This window comes from Alphaproteobacteria bacterium US3C007 (assembly GCA_034423775.1).
In the GTDB taxonomy this organism is placed as follows: domain Bacteria; phylum Pseudomonadota; class Alphaproteobacteria; order Rhodobacterales; family Rhodobacteraceae; genus Thalassovivens; species Thalassovivens spotae.
Window position 1 is genome coordinate 1,339,640 of record CP139918.1, and the last position, 12,049, is coordinate 1,351,688.

General features: G+C 51.8%; 15 protein-coding genes. 8 read left to right on the plus strand and 7 right to left on the minus strand.

Annotated features, from left to right (window positions below):
* Nucleotides 1-822: a methyltransferase domain-containing protein gene (locus UM181_06490; protein ID WQC64247.1), complete on the plus strand. Its 822-nt coding sequence runs from the start codon at nucleotides 1-3 to the stop codon at nucleotides 820-822.
* Between the two features lie 56 nt (nucleotides 823-878).
* The gene (hemH, locus tag UM181_06495; GenBank protein ID WQC64248.1) at nucleotides 879-1,943 is read left to right on the plus strand and encodes a ferrochelatase; all 1,065 of its coding nucleotides are present in this window, start codon (nucleotides 879-881) and stop codon (nucleotides 1,941-1,943) included.
* Between the two features lie 29 nt (nucleotides 1,944-1,972).
* Here the strand turns inward: hemH and UM181_06500 are convergent, their stop codons facing one another.
* From UM181_06500 to UM181_06525, 6 genes are all read right to left on the minus strand, one after another.
* Nucleotides 1,973-3,016, minus strand: a complete 1,044-nt coding sequence (locus UM181_06500) for an NADP-dependent oxidoreductase (protein WQC64249.1) — start codon at nucleotides 3,014-3,016, stop codon at nucleotides 1,973-1,975.
* Nucleotides 3,009-3,437, minus strand: coding sequence for a PaaI family thioesterase (locus tag UM181_06505; protein WQC64250.1), 429 nt, complete (start codon nucleotides 3,435-3,437; stop codon nucleotides 3,009-3,011). Before UM181_06505 ends, UM181_06500 begins: the two co-directional genes overlap by 8 nt.
* Before the next feature lie 36 nt (nucleotides 3,438-3,473).
* Nucleotides 3,474-4,502 (minus strand): phosphotransferase family protein, encoded by a 1,029-nt coding sequence (locus tag UM181_06510; protein ID WQC64251.1) that lies wholly within the window; start codon nucleotides 4,500-4,502, stop codon nucleotides 3,474-3,476.
* Nucleotides 4,503-4,512: 10 nt separating this feature from the next.
* The gene (locus tag UM181_06515) at nucleotides 4,513-5,178 is read right to left on the minus strand and encodes a histidine phosphatase family protein (protein ID WQC64252.1); all 666 of its coding nucleotides are present in this window, start codon (nucleotides 5,176-5,178) and stop codon (nucleotides 4,513-4,515) included.
* 71 nt (nucleotides 5,179-5,249) lie between these two features.
* Nucleotides 5,250-5,705, minus strand: a complete 456-nt coding sequence (locus tag UM181_06520) for a MaoC family dehydratase (GenBank protein ID WQC64253.1) — start codon at nucleotides 5,703-5,705, stop codon at nucleotides 5,250-5,252.
* 3 nt (nucleotides 5,706-5,708) lie between these two features.
* Nucleotides 5,709-6,524 carry an SDR family oxidoreductase gene (locus tag UM181_06525; GenBank protein ID WQC64254.1) on the minus strand — a complete coding sequence of 272 codons (816 nt, stop codon included), beginning with the start codon at nucleotides 6,522-6,524 and terminating at the stop codon, nucleotides 5,709-5,711.
* A 265-nt stretch (nucleotides 6,525-6,789) separates the two neighbouring features.
* Here UM181_06525 and UM181_06530 point away from each other — a divergent pair, with 265 nt between their 5' ends.
* The 6 genes from UM181_06530 (at nucleotide 6,790) to UM181_06555 (ending at nucleotide 10,586) form a co-directional block, all read left to right on the plus strand.
* Complete coding sequence (locus UM181_06530; GenBank protein WQC64255.1) at nucleotides 6,790-7,401, plus strand: ribonuclease D; 612 nt, start codon at nucleotides 6,790-6,792, stop codon at nucleotides 7,399-7,401.
* Between the two features lie 26 nt (nucleotides 7,402-7,427).
* A complete protein-coding gene (locus UM181_06535) occupies nucleotides 7,428-8,033 on the plus strand; it encodes a hypothetical protein (GenBank protein WQC64256.1) in 606 nt (201 codons plus the stop codon).
* Nucleotides 8,034-8,044: 11 nt separating this feature from the next.
* Complete coding sequence (gene lptA / locus UM181_06540; GenBank protein WQC64257.1) at nucleotides 8,045-8,530, plus strand: lipopolysaccharide transport periplasmic protein LptA; 486 nt, start codon at nucleotides 8,045-8,047, stop codon at nucleotides 8,528-8,530.
* The gene (gene lptB, locus UM181_06545; protein WQC64258.1) at nucleotides 8,523-9,296 is read left to right on the plus strand and encodes an LPS export ABC transporter ATP-binding protein; all 774 of its coding nucleotides are present in this window, start codon (nucleotides 8,523-8,525) and stop codon (nucleotides 9,294-9,296) included. The genes lptA and lptB overlap by 8 nt, the downstream gene beginning before the upstream one ends.
* Before the next feature lie 219 nt (nucleotides 9,297-9,515).
* Entirely contained in the window at nucleotides 9,516-10,082 is a 567-nt protein-coding gene (raiA, locus tag UM181_06550) for a ribosome-associated translation inhibitor RaiA (protein WQC64259.1), read from the plus strand.
* Nucleotides 10,083-10,121: 39 nt separating this feature from the next.
* Nucleotides 10,122-10,586 carry a PTS sugar transporter subunit IIA gene (locus UM181_06555; GenBank protein WQC64260.1) on the plus strand — a complete coding sequence of 155 codons (465 nt, stop codon included), beginning with the start codon at nucleotides 10,122-10,124 and terminating at the stop codon, nucleotides 10,584-10,586.
* A 32-nt stretch (nucleotides 10,587-10,618) separates the two neighbouring features.
* On the opposite strand, the gene UM181_06560 is transcribed toward UM181_06555, so the two are convergent.
* Nucleotides 10,619-12,046: a sulfotransferase family 2 domain-containing protein gene (locus UM181_06560; GenBank protein ID WQC64261.1), complete on the minus strand. Its 1,428-nt coding sequence runs from the start codon at nucleotides 12,044-12,046 to the stop codon at nucleotides 10,619-10,621.
* Nucleotides 12,047-12,049: the final 3 nt, after the last annotated feature.

Genomic DNA, 12,049 nt, shown 5'->3' on the forward strand with positions numbered 1-12,049 from the left:
ATGAGCGTACCCGCCCCTTTGATTGATCGATCTGCGCTTTTGCGCCAGCGCGCCAGACAGCAGCGCAGCCGCCCTGATTTTTTGCAGGTTGCAGCTCTTGAAGATCTGCAAGATCGCCTGCTAATGGTTACAAAAGCCTTTACGGATATGGTGATTATTACCGCAGATCCTGAAATATGGGCAGCGGCTTACCCGCAGGCACGGGTGATTTCAGATGACGATGTTTTGGATCTTGCGCCAAATAGCTGTGATTTGATCGTGCATGCCTTGGCGCTGCATTGGGCGAATGATCCGTTGGGGCAATTGATTCAATGCCGCCGCGCTTTGCGCGGTGATGGGCTTCTCTTGGCGGCCTTATTGGGCGGGCGCAGTTTGTTTCAGTTGCGCAGCGCTTTGGCTGAGGCAGAAATTGCCGTGATGGGCGGGGTGTCTCCACGCGTTTTGCCAATGGCCGAAATTCGTGAATTGGGAAGCTTGCTGCAGCGTGCGGGCTTGGCGCTGCCCGTGGCGGACAGTTTTGAAATCACCGCCCAATATCAAGATTTGCGGCATATCATGCACGATCTTCGGGCAATGGGCGAAACCAACGCGCAACAGGCGCGTTTGAAAAAATTTGCCCCACGCAGGCTTTTTGAAACCGCACAAGATATCTATGCCGAACATTTTGCGCATCCTGACGGTCTTCTACCGGTGCTTTTTGAAATGATTTGGTTAACCGGCTGGGCACCGGATGCATCGCAGCAACAGCCCTTGCGCCCCGGATCGGCGCAAACGCGGCTGTCCGATGCGTTGCAGGTGCCCGAAAGGCCTCTGCAAGATTGACCCAGAGTTATAAAGAGTTAAATGACACTCAATGTTTAGAAAATTGGAAATAGACGATGTTTGACGCCACGGTTCCAGCCGCCTGCCCTGTGCATGCCGCGCCAGATCACCCGAAAGTACCACAGCAAAAGGTGGGCATTTTATTGGCCAATCTGGGCACTCCGGATAATTATGATTATTGGTCAATGCGCCGCTATCTGGGCGAGTTTCTATCGGACCGGCGGGTGATCGATTATTCGCCCTGGCTGTGGCAGCCGCTGTTGCAATTGGTCATTCTAACCTCGCGTCCATTTCGTTCGGGCGCGGCTTATAAGTCGATTTGGAATGAGGCCGACGATGAAAGCCCGCTGATGACCATCACCCGAAATCAAACCGATAAAATCAAAACAGAGCTGCATAAACGCTATGGCGAATCGGTGATGGTTGATTTCTGCATGCGCTATGGCAACCCTTCCACTCAATCAAAAGTGCGCGAAATGACGGCAGCAGGCTGCAGCAAAATCCTGTTTTTCCCGCTCTACCCGCATTATGCAGGGGCCACTTCCGCGACCGCAAATGATCAGTTTTTTCGCGCTTTGATGCAAGAGAAATGGCAGCCATCGGCGCGCACTGTGGCGCCTTATTTTGATCATCCAGAATATATTGATGCGCTGGCAAAGTCGGTTGAGCGGGCCTATGCCGCAGCGGAAAAAAAGCCTGATGTTCTCGTGTGCTCTTATCACGGCGTGCCACGGCGGTATTTGCTTGAAGGCGATCCCTATCATTGCCAATGTCAAAAAACCACGCGGCTTCTCAAAGAGCGGTTGGGCTGGCAAGATACGGAAATAAGAACAACCTTCCAGTCAAAATTTGGCCCCGAAGAATGGCTGAAGCCGTACACCGTAGAAGAGGTGGCCCGGCTTGCCGAGGAAGAGGGTAAAAAGAACATCGCGGTGATCGCGCCCGCGTTTTCTGCCGATTGCATCGAAACTCTCGAAGAGATCAATGAAGAAATTAAAGAAAGCTTTGAAGAAGCGGGCGGCGAAGATTTTCTTTATATTCCGTGCCTCAATGATGACCCAGAGCATGTGAGCGCGTTATGCACGGTGATTGACGAAAACCTCCATGGCTGGGCGGGATGACGCCAAGGCTGGCGCGCAATGAAAAAGCGCTAAAGCTTGATCAGCTGTTTTCCGAAATTCTGCCCATTTAACAGGCCGGTCAAAGCTTTGGGGGCGTTTTCAAGCCCTTCTGTGATATCTTCGTAAAACCGGATCTCTTCCGCCGCCACCCGCGGCGTAATATCCGCCAGGAATGCATCAAAAAGCGCCCAGTGATCTGAGATTATAAAGCCGTTGATTGAAAGCCGTTTGACCAGAATGCTGCGCCAAAACTTGGGCAGGTTATCCTGAGCCCCGCCGGCTGCATGCCCCCCCAAAGCCCCCTCATCATACCAACTGATCAAGCCGCAGATCGGAATGCGGCCGCCCGTATTCATCAGAGGCATAACGGCCTCTAGAACTTTGCCAGCCACATTTTCAAAATAAATATCGACCCCGTCGGGGCAGGCGCTTTTCAGCGCTGCGCGCAGATCTTTTGAGGTTGCAAAAGCGGTATGGTCCAAACATTGCTCGAACCCAAAACGCTCAATGGCCAAGGCGCATTTTTTTGCCCCTCCGGCGATACCAATGGCGCGCAGGCCTGCGGCGTTTGCCAATTGCCCTACCATAGATCCAACCGGGCCGGTGGCCGCGGCCACCACAAGCGTTTCCCCGCGTTTGGGGCGGCCCAGTTTTTCAAACCCGTACCAGCCGGTAAATCCGGGCATACCCAGAACCCCCAGCGCCGTGCTGATCGGCGCTATGCTTGTATCCAGCTTGCGCAAATGGGCCGCCGGACAACAGCCATGGCTGGCCCATCCAAAGGGGCCCATCACGTAATCCCCAATTTCAAAACCGGCGCTGCGCGACGCGATAACCCGTCCAACCGCGCCGCCCTCCATCGTGCTGCCCAAAGCAACTGGCTTTGCATAGGATCTCACATCATCCATGCGCCCGCGCATGTAGGGATCAACCGAAAGATAGGCAAGCTCAACCAGAACGTCGTCTTGCGCTGGCACGGGCATGGGTTTGGTTTCAAGCCGAAAATGGTTTTCACGGGCGGGGCCTTCGGGGCGTTGGGATAGAACAATATGCTGCATTGTCGGCTTATCCATGGTTTGGGCCTTTCGTAAATTTTTTGCGATAGCGAAACACGCCCGTTGCGCTGGCCAAAACGGTTTGATTTTCATCGGTGACTTTGGCATCGGCAAAAAACGTACTTTGTCCGCCGCCGGTGCGCCAGGCTTGCGTGATCAGCAAATCCCCTTCTGGCAAGCCAAGGAAATTGACCGATAAGTTTAGCGTCATGGCATAGCGGGGGCGTTCTGGATCATCCGAAAAGCAGCCCGAAAACCCCATTGCCGTATCCATCAATGTTGCGTGTATGCCACCATGTGGAATGCCTTGCCGGTTCATTAAAAAGCCTTGAAGCGGCAATTCAAGCCGGCAGTAATCAATCCGCCAATCGGTTACGCTAAATCCTAAATGGCGCTGCAAAGGATAGGGGGCTTCTTGAGGGGGGCTTTGAGAGGTCATCTGAATGAAAGGCCTTTATTATTGGCGGTTTAGAATTTATAGGCCTTGCGCGGCTTGGAGGCCGGCGCTGGCCAATGCCGGAACATGTTCGGCCAATTGCATCGCTTTTTCAGGATTAGAGGCATTGCCCTCCAGCGCCCGCTTTTTCACACCCTGCAAGATAGCGGCCATTCGAAAATAACAAAAGGCCAGATAGAACTCAAACCGTTCGATTTGCGCCAAACCGCGCTGGGCACAGTAAAGATCGATAAATTCTTGATCCTCCATTAACCCTTCGGCGCCGCGTGCAAGCCCTGCCAAGCCACGCCCCTGCGCCCCCACGGGCATCGACCATTGCATAAGCACGCCTGCCAAATCAGCATAGGGATGGCCCAGCGTTGACAATTCCCAATCCAAGACGGCCAAGCAGTTGGGCGCGTCTTTTGCAAACAGCATATTATCAAGCCGGTAATCTCCATGCACCAAGCTGCGCTGCCCGTCTTCTACGGGCATATTCTGATCAAGCCATGCGGCCAATGCGTCCATATCTGGCAGCGTTTCGGTTTCACTCGCGCGATATTGTTTGGTCCAACGGTCGGTTTGGCGGCGGTAATAATTTCCCTCAGGGCCAAAATCGGTCAGCCCCGTTGCGCTTAAATCAACGTTATGAATGGCGCCCAAGACGCGGTTCATTTCCAAAATAATCGCCCGCCGTTTTTCGCGCGCGAGATCGGGCAGATGCGGCTCGTTATAGGTCACCCCATCTATCATATCCATCACGTAAAACGGCGATCCGATGATGCTGGGATCTTCACAAAGCTTGTACATTCTGGCCACTGGAACTGCGCTGCCGCTGAGTGCGTTTTGCACGCGAAATTCGCGCTCAACCGCATGCGCAGATTTGAGCAAGATACCGGGCGGTTTGCGCCGCAAAACATAGCGCCCTGACTGCGCGGTTAACGCATAGGTTGGATTGGATTGGCCAAGGGTGAATTTTATGGCAGATACCGGGCCTTGAAACCCCTTTATGTGGTCGGCCATCCACAGCGCCACTGCATCCGTATCAAGGGGGGTGTGATCCGTCATCTGAAAAGCCTCAACTGTAAGATAAAAGCGGCGCGGTGGCTGCGGTGATATGCGGGGTTTCATTAAACCCGTGAAGATAGGTAGAGCGCGCCGAGAAAATAAACCGATTGACCGCGCAATTCTTCAATTGAAGTTGCAATTTTATCTGCTGTTTGGCGGGCGTTTGCAACAGCGCGGCGATCATTTGAGCAATCACGCCCCCCGAGCTGACTGCCAGCACGGTTTTGGGCCCTTCGATCATCATCGCTTGGCGCGCCGCTTCGACCCGAGCGCAAAATACGCCCCAGCTTTCTGGTGGATCTTCGATTTGGTTTTGCTGCCAAGCCAAAACCGTGTCGCGCAGAGTTTTGAAATGCACTTTGCGGTCTTTATGCATCAGCGCTGGCGCTCCGCCTTTGCGAAACCGGGCGTTTAGAAGCCCGGTGAAATCAAATTCATTCAAACCAGTATGAAGAATAAAGGGGCTTTTTTCATGCCCTAGCCCGGCTTGAATACCCTCTAAAGTTTCGCGGTGGCGCTGCATATCACCCGCGTAGAAAAGATCTGGGCTTACGCCTTGATCGGCCAAGGCCTTGCCCAAGCTTTGGCTTTGTTGATGGCCAAGGTCGGATAATTGATCATAGTTCTCTGCGCCAAAACTGGCTTGCGCATGGCGAATTAGGTAAAGCTCGGCCATTTAACCCCTTTTAGCTTTTCATCAGCGGGCCCTGCGATGCCTGCGGATGGCAGGTTGTTTTGGGCGCTGCGTTAAAAATATTGTTGCCCAATCCATTCAGCCACCAAGGCCGGGCGCTCTTGGCCTTTGATTTCAACGCTGACATCCCAGATATTGGTGAGTTGATCGTCTTTTATTTGGCGCACAGTGGTCAGAGTGAAATGTCCACGCACATAAGCCCCGGCTTTCACAGGTGACAGAAACCGCAGCTTATTAAACCCGTAATTCACGCCGAGTTCGGCGCCGTCTATGGCGGGCACGGCATCATAATACATTGCTGAAAGCATCGATAGGGTCAAAAACCCATGCGCGATGGTTCCCGCAAATTGCGTTTGCGCGGCGGCCTCTGGATCAACATGGATGAATTGATGATCATCGGTGGTGGCCGCGAAAGCATCGATGCGCGATTGATCAATCTGAAACCAGCGGGAGGGGGCAAATGTTTGCCCTAGACAGGCTTTAAACGCTTTCCGTGAGAGGCTGCGCATCGGCTAATCCTCTCCAAATATTGAGGGGCCTGTGGCAACGTTTATCCCGCCTGATAGCGGCAATATGGCCCCCGTTATATACGCGCCTCCGGCGCCGCATAAAAATTGAATGGCGCCTGCTATATCTTCGGGGCGCCCCAGCCGGCCCGCTGGAACCCGCGCCGCCACCCGGGCGCTGCCCTTGTCTTCACCAATGGCAAATTTGGTCATACCCGATTGAAAGGGCCCTGGTGCTAAAGCATTGACGGTGATCTGGCGCGCACCAAGCTCTTTGGCCAAAATCTTGGTCATGTGATGTACGCCGGCTTTCGAAACAGAATAGGAATAGGCTTGATCACCCATCGGGATTTCGCCCATCACGCTGCCCAGATTGATCACGCGCGATGGATCCTCTGGCTGCGCCGAGGCTGCCAAAATCTCGATCAGGCCTTGCGTGAGGTGAAACATACCCGTGACGTTCAAATCAAGCACTTTGCCCCAAGCGTCATGCGGGAAGACGCCCAGCGGTGCGCCCCAGCTGCGCCCAGCATTGTTCAGCAATATATTTAACCGTGCGGTTCTTTTTTGTACTTCGTTTATCAAGGCTTCAATGCCCGTTTGAGTGGCGATATCCGCGGCGAAGCCTTCCACCGATCCGGAGAAATTCAGCGCATTTATGTCGGCAGCGGTTTTGCGGCAATCTTCGCCCTTACGGCTGGCAATAAACACGCTGGCGCCCGCCGCGGCCAATCCCGTTGCCGCCATTTTTCCGATCCCTGTTGCACCGCCCGTTACAAGAGCGGTTTTGCCAGTCAAATCAAAAAGGTTCGATGGAAGCATAACCTTCCCCCTATTTAAGCTTATGCACATCAAGCCTTCAGCCCGAATGCGATAAGCCGATGATGGCCCATAAGCTTGTTATTGTTCAAGGCTTTGGTCGAAAACAATTTTTGAAGGCTTTCGGCGCGGGCTATGCATTGTGGTTAAATTTGCGCGGCCGCAGGCGCAGGTTGCGTGGCGCAAAACAGAAGTCGCAAACAGTTGCGGGGCTTAGCGATTGCCTTTATGGGTGCCTTGACAGCGCGGTTTTTACAGGAGCAGGGGCGTGGCCAATTTTTTCTACAAAGACGATTTGCCCGATGAATTGGATTTGGGCACGGTGGTCGCGATTGATTGCGAAACGATGGGCTTGAACCCGCATCGTGATCGGCTGTGCTTGGTGCAGCTTTCGGGCGGCGATGGCAATGCGCATTTGGTGCAAATCGCAGCTGAGGCTGCGCCCGCGCCAAATCTTTGCGCCTTGCTTGAAGATAGAGATGTTTTGAAGCTGTTTCATTTTGGTCGGTTTGATATTGCGGCTATGTATCACGCATTCGGAGCTTTGGCAGAGCCCGTTTATTGCACAAAAATCGCCAGTAAATTGATCCGCACCTATACAGATCGGCACGGGCTTAAGAACCTTTTGCAGGAATTGCTTTCGGTTGATATCTCAAAATTTCAGCAATCATCGGATTGGGGGGCTGAAACATTAAGCGACGCACAGTTGGATTATGCCGCATCTGACGTTCTTTACCTGCATCAGTTGCGCATCGCATTGGATACACGCTTGGCGCGTGAAAATCGCAGCGATCTGGCAGCGCGGTGCTTTTCGTTTTTACCAACGCGCGCGCAATTAGATCTTGCGGGCTGGCCCGAGGTCGATATTTTTGCACATTAACTTCAAAACCGTTTACACAAAGCAGTATGGCAGAGCCTAAAGCCTCTTATTCCCCGTTGATCGTAGCCTTAAAAATTGTGCTACCGCTCAGCGCTTTGGGGCTTTTGGCAACTTTATTCTTGATTTCAAAGCCGATGCCCACGCAAAGCCAATTGCCTTTTTCCGAAGCCAAGCGGCTTGATTTAATTTCAGATCAGAAAATAACCGCCCCCTATTATTCTGGGGTGACAGCGGGTGGTGACAGTGTCAGCCTTTCGGCCCGTCAGATCCTACCAGATCCTGCCAAAGAGGATACGGTTTTGGTCGAAGATATAGCGCTGCTTCTCAAGCCTCGTGAGGCTCGGCAGATACGGCTTACGGCGGGCTTGGGAAGCTATCAGGTTGAAAAAGATGAATTGGTTGTCGATCAATTGGTCGAGGTCATCAGCGATGCGGGCTATCGGGTGAGCAGCCCCAAAGTTTTGGTTAAGCTCAGTAAAACATGGTTGCGTGCCGAGGGGCCAGTTGAAGGTAGGGCTCCAAATGGCAGTTTATCGGCAGGGGAAATGGAAATTTTTCGTGAAGAGGCCACGCAAAGCCTGCAAATTATTTTCAAAGGTGGTATTAAACTGCTATACGACCCTAAAAATTGAAAGAGTATGGCGTGAATAAAGCAGTTATTATTGGTCTTGTTGGCTGGGCGTTCATTGGAGTGGCAATTGCGCAGCAGGGCGCCACGGGGTTTGGATCTGTCGTGGCGGATCGTGAAAAGCCGATTGAAATTTCTGCGGATCAATTGGCCATTAATGATGAGACCGGGGTTACGGAATTCAGCGGGATGGTTGAAATTTTGCAAGGAGATTTATCCCTGAACGCCGATTTTGTGCAAGCGACATACACGCCGGGAAGCGGCGCCATAGAAACGCTTCTGGCAACGGGCGAGGTTATTTTGCGGTCTGGTGAAGACGAAGCCAAAGCCGATCGCGCTGAATATGCGGTCGATTCAGACCAAATCATCATGACGGGCAATGTTTTCGTGCGACAGGCGGGAAATAATTTGTCTGCCGAACGGGCTGAAATCAATCTTGAAACGGGCGCGGCGACGCTGAGCGGCCGTGTGAAAACCGTTTTGGGAACCGGCGATGACTGAGCCGGAGGCCCATATTGCAGAGTTGGCTAGCGAGAACCCCGAAATCGGTTTGAAAATCCATGGCTTACGAAAAAGCTACCGAAAGCGTGTGGTTATTCGGGATGTATCAATGTCTTTACAGCGCGGTGAGGTTGTTGGTTTGTTGGGTCCGAACGGATCTGGAAAAACCACAACATTTTACGCAGTGGCTGGCTTAGTCTCTGCGGATGGCGGAAAAGTGAGCATCGATGGTGATGATATCACGGCGCTGCCGATGTATCGGCGGGCGCGGATGGGAATTGGCTACTTACCGCAAGAAATGTCGATTTTTCGCGGCTTAAACGTTGAACAGAATATCGGGGCTATTCTGGATCTCGCAATTGGCGATCGCCATAAACGGCGCGAAAGGCTGGAAGAGCTTCTTGCTGAGTTTTCAATCGAACATTTGCGGCGCACGCCCGCCATTGCTTTATCGGGCGGCGAAAGGCGACGCGTTGAAATCGCCCGTTGTTTGGCCGCCAATCCAAAATATTTGCTTTTGGATGAGCCCTTTGCCGGGGTTGATCCGATCGCTGTTGGGGAAATCCGGCAATTGGTCACGGATTTGAAATCGCGCGGAATTGGTGTGTTGATCACCGACCATAATGTTCGGGAAACGCTTGAACTGGTTGATCGGGTTTATATTTTGCACGATGGCAAGGTTTTGACGTCTGGCAAACCAGAAGATGTAGTGCAAAATGACAATGTACGCCAAGTTTATTTGGGCGATGCGTTTCGGATGCGATAGCCGCGTTTTAGCGGCGGATTTTTGCTCCTGCCCATTGACACAGACGCCTGTGTCGCCTTCAATAGCTGATAATGCAACCGATTACAGCTGAGTCTGTTGCAGGGAAGAAAGCCGCTTATTGGCTTTGACGTAAGGCCATCGCGCCATCGTCGGCAATGCTGTTGCCTACCATAATCTTAACACAATCTTATGACTTTAATTCCTAGATAAGGGGTCTCTATGCGGTATCAAATTTCAGGCAAACAAATCGACATTGGAGTATCGTTACAAACGCATGCAAAGGAGGCGTTAGGCGTTGTTATCGATAAATACGCGCAGCGGGCCACCGATGCCACGGTGATATTTTCCAGAAATGCGCATGAGTTTGTTTGTGAGGCGACCTTGCATCTTTCATCCGGTTTGACCGCGCAGGCTAAGGCGCATGATACTGAAATCTATGCAGCATTTGATGCCTGTAATGAGAAATTAGAGAAGCAATTACGCCGTTATAAACGGCGTTTAAAGAACCATCATAAAGAGCGCAGCGAACCGGTTGAACTTTCTCAAGCAGCCTCTTATACCCTCGCCAACGATTCTGGCATCGATGAAGCTGAGCCTGAGAGCTTGGAGCCAGTGATTATAGCGGAAACTGAATATGACATTGCGTCGCTCTCTGTGGGTGAGGCGGTGATGCAAATGGAACTCAAAGGCTCTACGTTCTTGATGTTTCGAACCGAAGGAAAAAACAGCGTTAATGTGGTGTATCGGCGCGACGATGGAAATATAGGGTGGATTGAACCACGATAACATCGGCGCTGGATTAGCGTAAATTTAGGGAATTGCGAAATGGAATTGTTTGATCTTCTGCGGCCAGAAGCGGTGCGGGTGATGTCCAAGGTGTCTAGCAAAAAGCGGCTGATTGCGGCGTTGGGCGATTTGGCGCAGTCTGCGCTGGGTTTGGATGCTGGCGATACCGTCGCCGCGCTGCAAGAGCGCGAAAGCTTGGGTCCGACCGGTGTGGGCAATGGTGTGGCTTTGCCGCATGCCCGCCTGCCGGGCGTTGAGCGGGTAATGGGCAGTTTCATCTTGCTGGAAACTCCGGTGATGTTTGATGCCGTGGATCAATTGCCGGTTGATATCGTGTTTGCGTTGTTTGCACCGCAAAATGCAGGGTTTGAGCATTTAAGCGCATTGGCAAAAGTGTCGCGGCTGTTGCGCGATATGGATCTGCGCAACAAGCTGAGGGCCAATCCGAATAGCAAAACGCTTTATGCCTTATTGACCGAGGCCCAAACGATGAAGGCCGCTTAAACGCTTTAATGCCGGTGGAGCCATCGTTTGGTTTACGTTGAGCTCCAGGCTCCAAACCCGAATGACAGATAATCCTGTTGATAGATATCTTGCAGGTGATTTTCTAAGTTTTGGTCGTAAATGGCCGTGAGCCAAGCCAAAGACGCCTCTGGTTCCAATACGGGCGTTGGGGGGTTTTTATACCCTGCCAGCTGCGCCAAAAAGGGCAAAAGAGTTTGCAGCTCATCCTCGCGAATGATCATATCTGTTGGGCAGAATGCAGAGTAGCTGCGCAACAGAGCCGTCTGGCTGGCCCAATGCGGATCAATCCTCAACGTTGTCTGGCCCCTTAAATTGTCAGCAAGGAAAGCGATAAACTTTTCAAAGGCATGGCGGTGAAGGTTGGGATCAAACCCCGCAATTTTTTCTGGAAGATGCAAATCATATTGAACGTCCAGCAGGTGCCGCAAAACCCGCGAGCGTTGTGGCCCGCGCGAGGTGAGCAAGGCGCAAAATGAGCTATGCGCTCGGGCAACCGGATGGCGTAAAACGGTAAAGCTGCGATGCGTGGCATGGCGGCGTTTCCAATCAATAAGGCTGGATTGCGAAAAATGTTTCTGCAGCGCGGCCGTCTCAACCCTATCCAAACTGGCCAGCCAGTTTTCAACGGTGAGATCTGGGCCAGACGGGATCGATAAATATAACAAAGGTGATCGCGCTGCTGCGATCGAATTTGGCAAGGTTGGCGCACGTTTTGGCTCAAAACTTGGAGTGCTGCTCAACTTAAAGGGATCCATATTGGCCAAGGCGGTTTGCATGTCTTCTGGGTTCACTACTTTTTCGTGCAAATAGGTTGGATTTTGCGGTTTATAGCGCGAAGAAAGATCCTTTAATTTATGCGCACTGCCCAAATAGTTTCCAAGGCCATTGATCACCGACAGATTGTTTAAATCATCATAGCGTAAATAAAATCCCGTTTGACCTGCCATTTGTAAGCGCTGCAAAATCAGCTCTTGAAAGAATTGCAGTTTTGAAAGCCGCGTTTCGAATTCTTCCGCAACAAATTTAACTTTTGTGGTTTTTTTCTGGCGCGTGTCGAAAAGGTTCCATTGGCCTGTTTCGCGGGCAATTTTCAATGAGACGAAACTGTCGATCGGATTGCGCGTTAAAATGATTTTTGCGCAGCTTGGATCTTTAAATAGCGCGCTTAATATCCTTGGATCATGGTTATGGAAATATCGAAACCCCTGTATCTTCGTGCGATTTTTCCTTATTTCTCGCAGCAGCGAGACGGGGTTTTTATCGCGATCAGCCATCGAAAGCCCCAAGGCGCTTGATTGGCCCGGACGATCAATAAACACTGGGTTAAACAATTCGCCAAAGCAGTGCAGGTCGGGAAATTTGTTTAAATGAGATTGCAAAAAATTCGAGCCTGTTCGCATTTCTGCAAAGATTACAAAATATTTAAAAGCAAAGGCCATCTT

Coding starts and splice junctions, on each gene's coding strand:
- UM181_06490 (WQC64247.1), top strand. CDS start 1: ATGAGCGTACCCGCCCCTTTGATTGATCGATCTGCGCTTTTGCGCCAG.
- hemH (WQC64248.1), top strand. CDS start 879: ATGTTTGACGCCACGGTTCCAGCCGCCTGCCCTGTGCATGCCGCGCCA.
- UM181_06500 (WQC64249.1), bottom strand. CDS start 3,016: ATGGATAAGCCGACAATGCAGCATATTGTTCTATCCCAACGCCCCGAA.
- UM181_06505 (WQC64250.1), bottom strand. CDS start 3,437: ATGACCTCTCAAAGCCCCCCTCAAGAAGCCCCCTATCCTTTGCAGCGC.
- UM181_06510 (WQC64251.1), bottom strand. CDS start 4,502: ATGACGGATCACACCCCCCTTGATACGGATGCAGTGGCGCTGTGGATG.
- UM181_06515 (WQC64252.1), bottom strand. CDS start 5,178: ATGGCCGAGCTTTACCTAATTCGCCATGCGCAAGCCAGTTTTGGCGCA.
- UM181_06520 (WQC64253.1), bottom strand. CDS start 5,705: ATGCGCAGCCTCTCACGGAAAGCGTTTAAAGCCTGTCTAGGGCAAACA.
- UM181_06525 (WQC64254.1), bottom strand. CDS start 6,524: ATGCTTCCATCGAACCTTTTTGATTTGACTGGCAAAACCGCTCTTGTA.
- UM181_06535 (WQC64256.1), top strand. CDS start 7,428: ATGGCAGAGCCTAAAGCCTCTTATTCCCCGTTGATCGTAGCCTTAAAA.
- lptB (WQC64258.1), top strand. CDS start 8,523: ATGACTGAGCCGGAGGCCCATATTGCAGAGTTGGCTAGCGAGAACCCC.
- raiA (WQC64259.1), top strand. CDS start 9,516: ATGCGGTATCAAATTTCAGGCAAACAAATCGACATTGGAGTATCGTTA.
- UM181_06555 (WQC64260.1), top strand. CDS start 10,122: ATGGAATTGTTTGATCTTCTGCGGCCAGAAGCGGTGCGGGTGATGTCC.
- UM181_06560 (WQC64261.1), bottom strand. CDS start 12,046: ATGGCCTTTGCTTTTAAATATTTTGTAATCTTTGCAGAAATGCGAACA.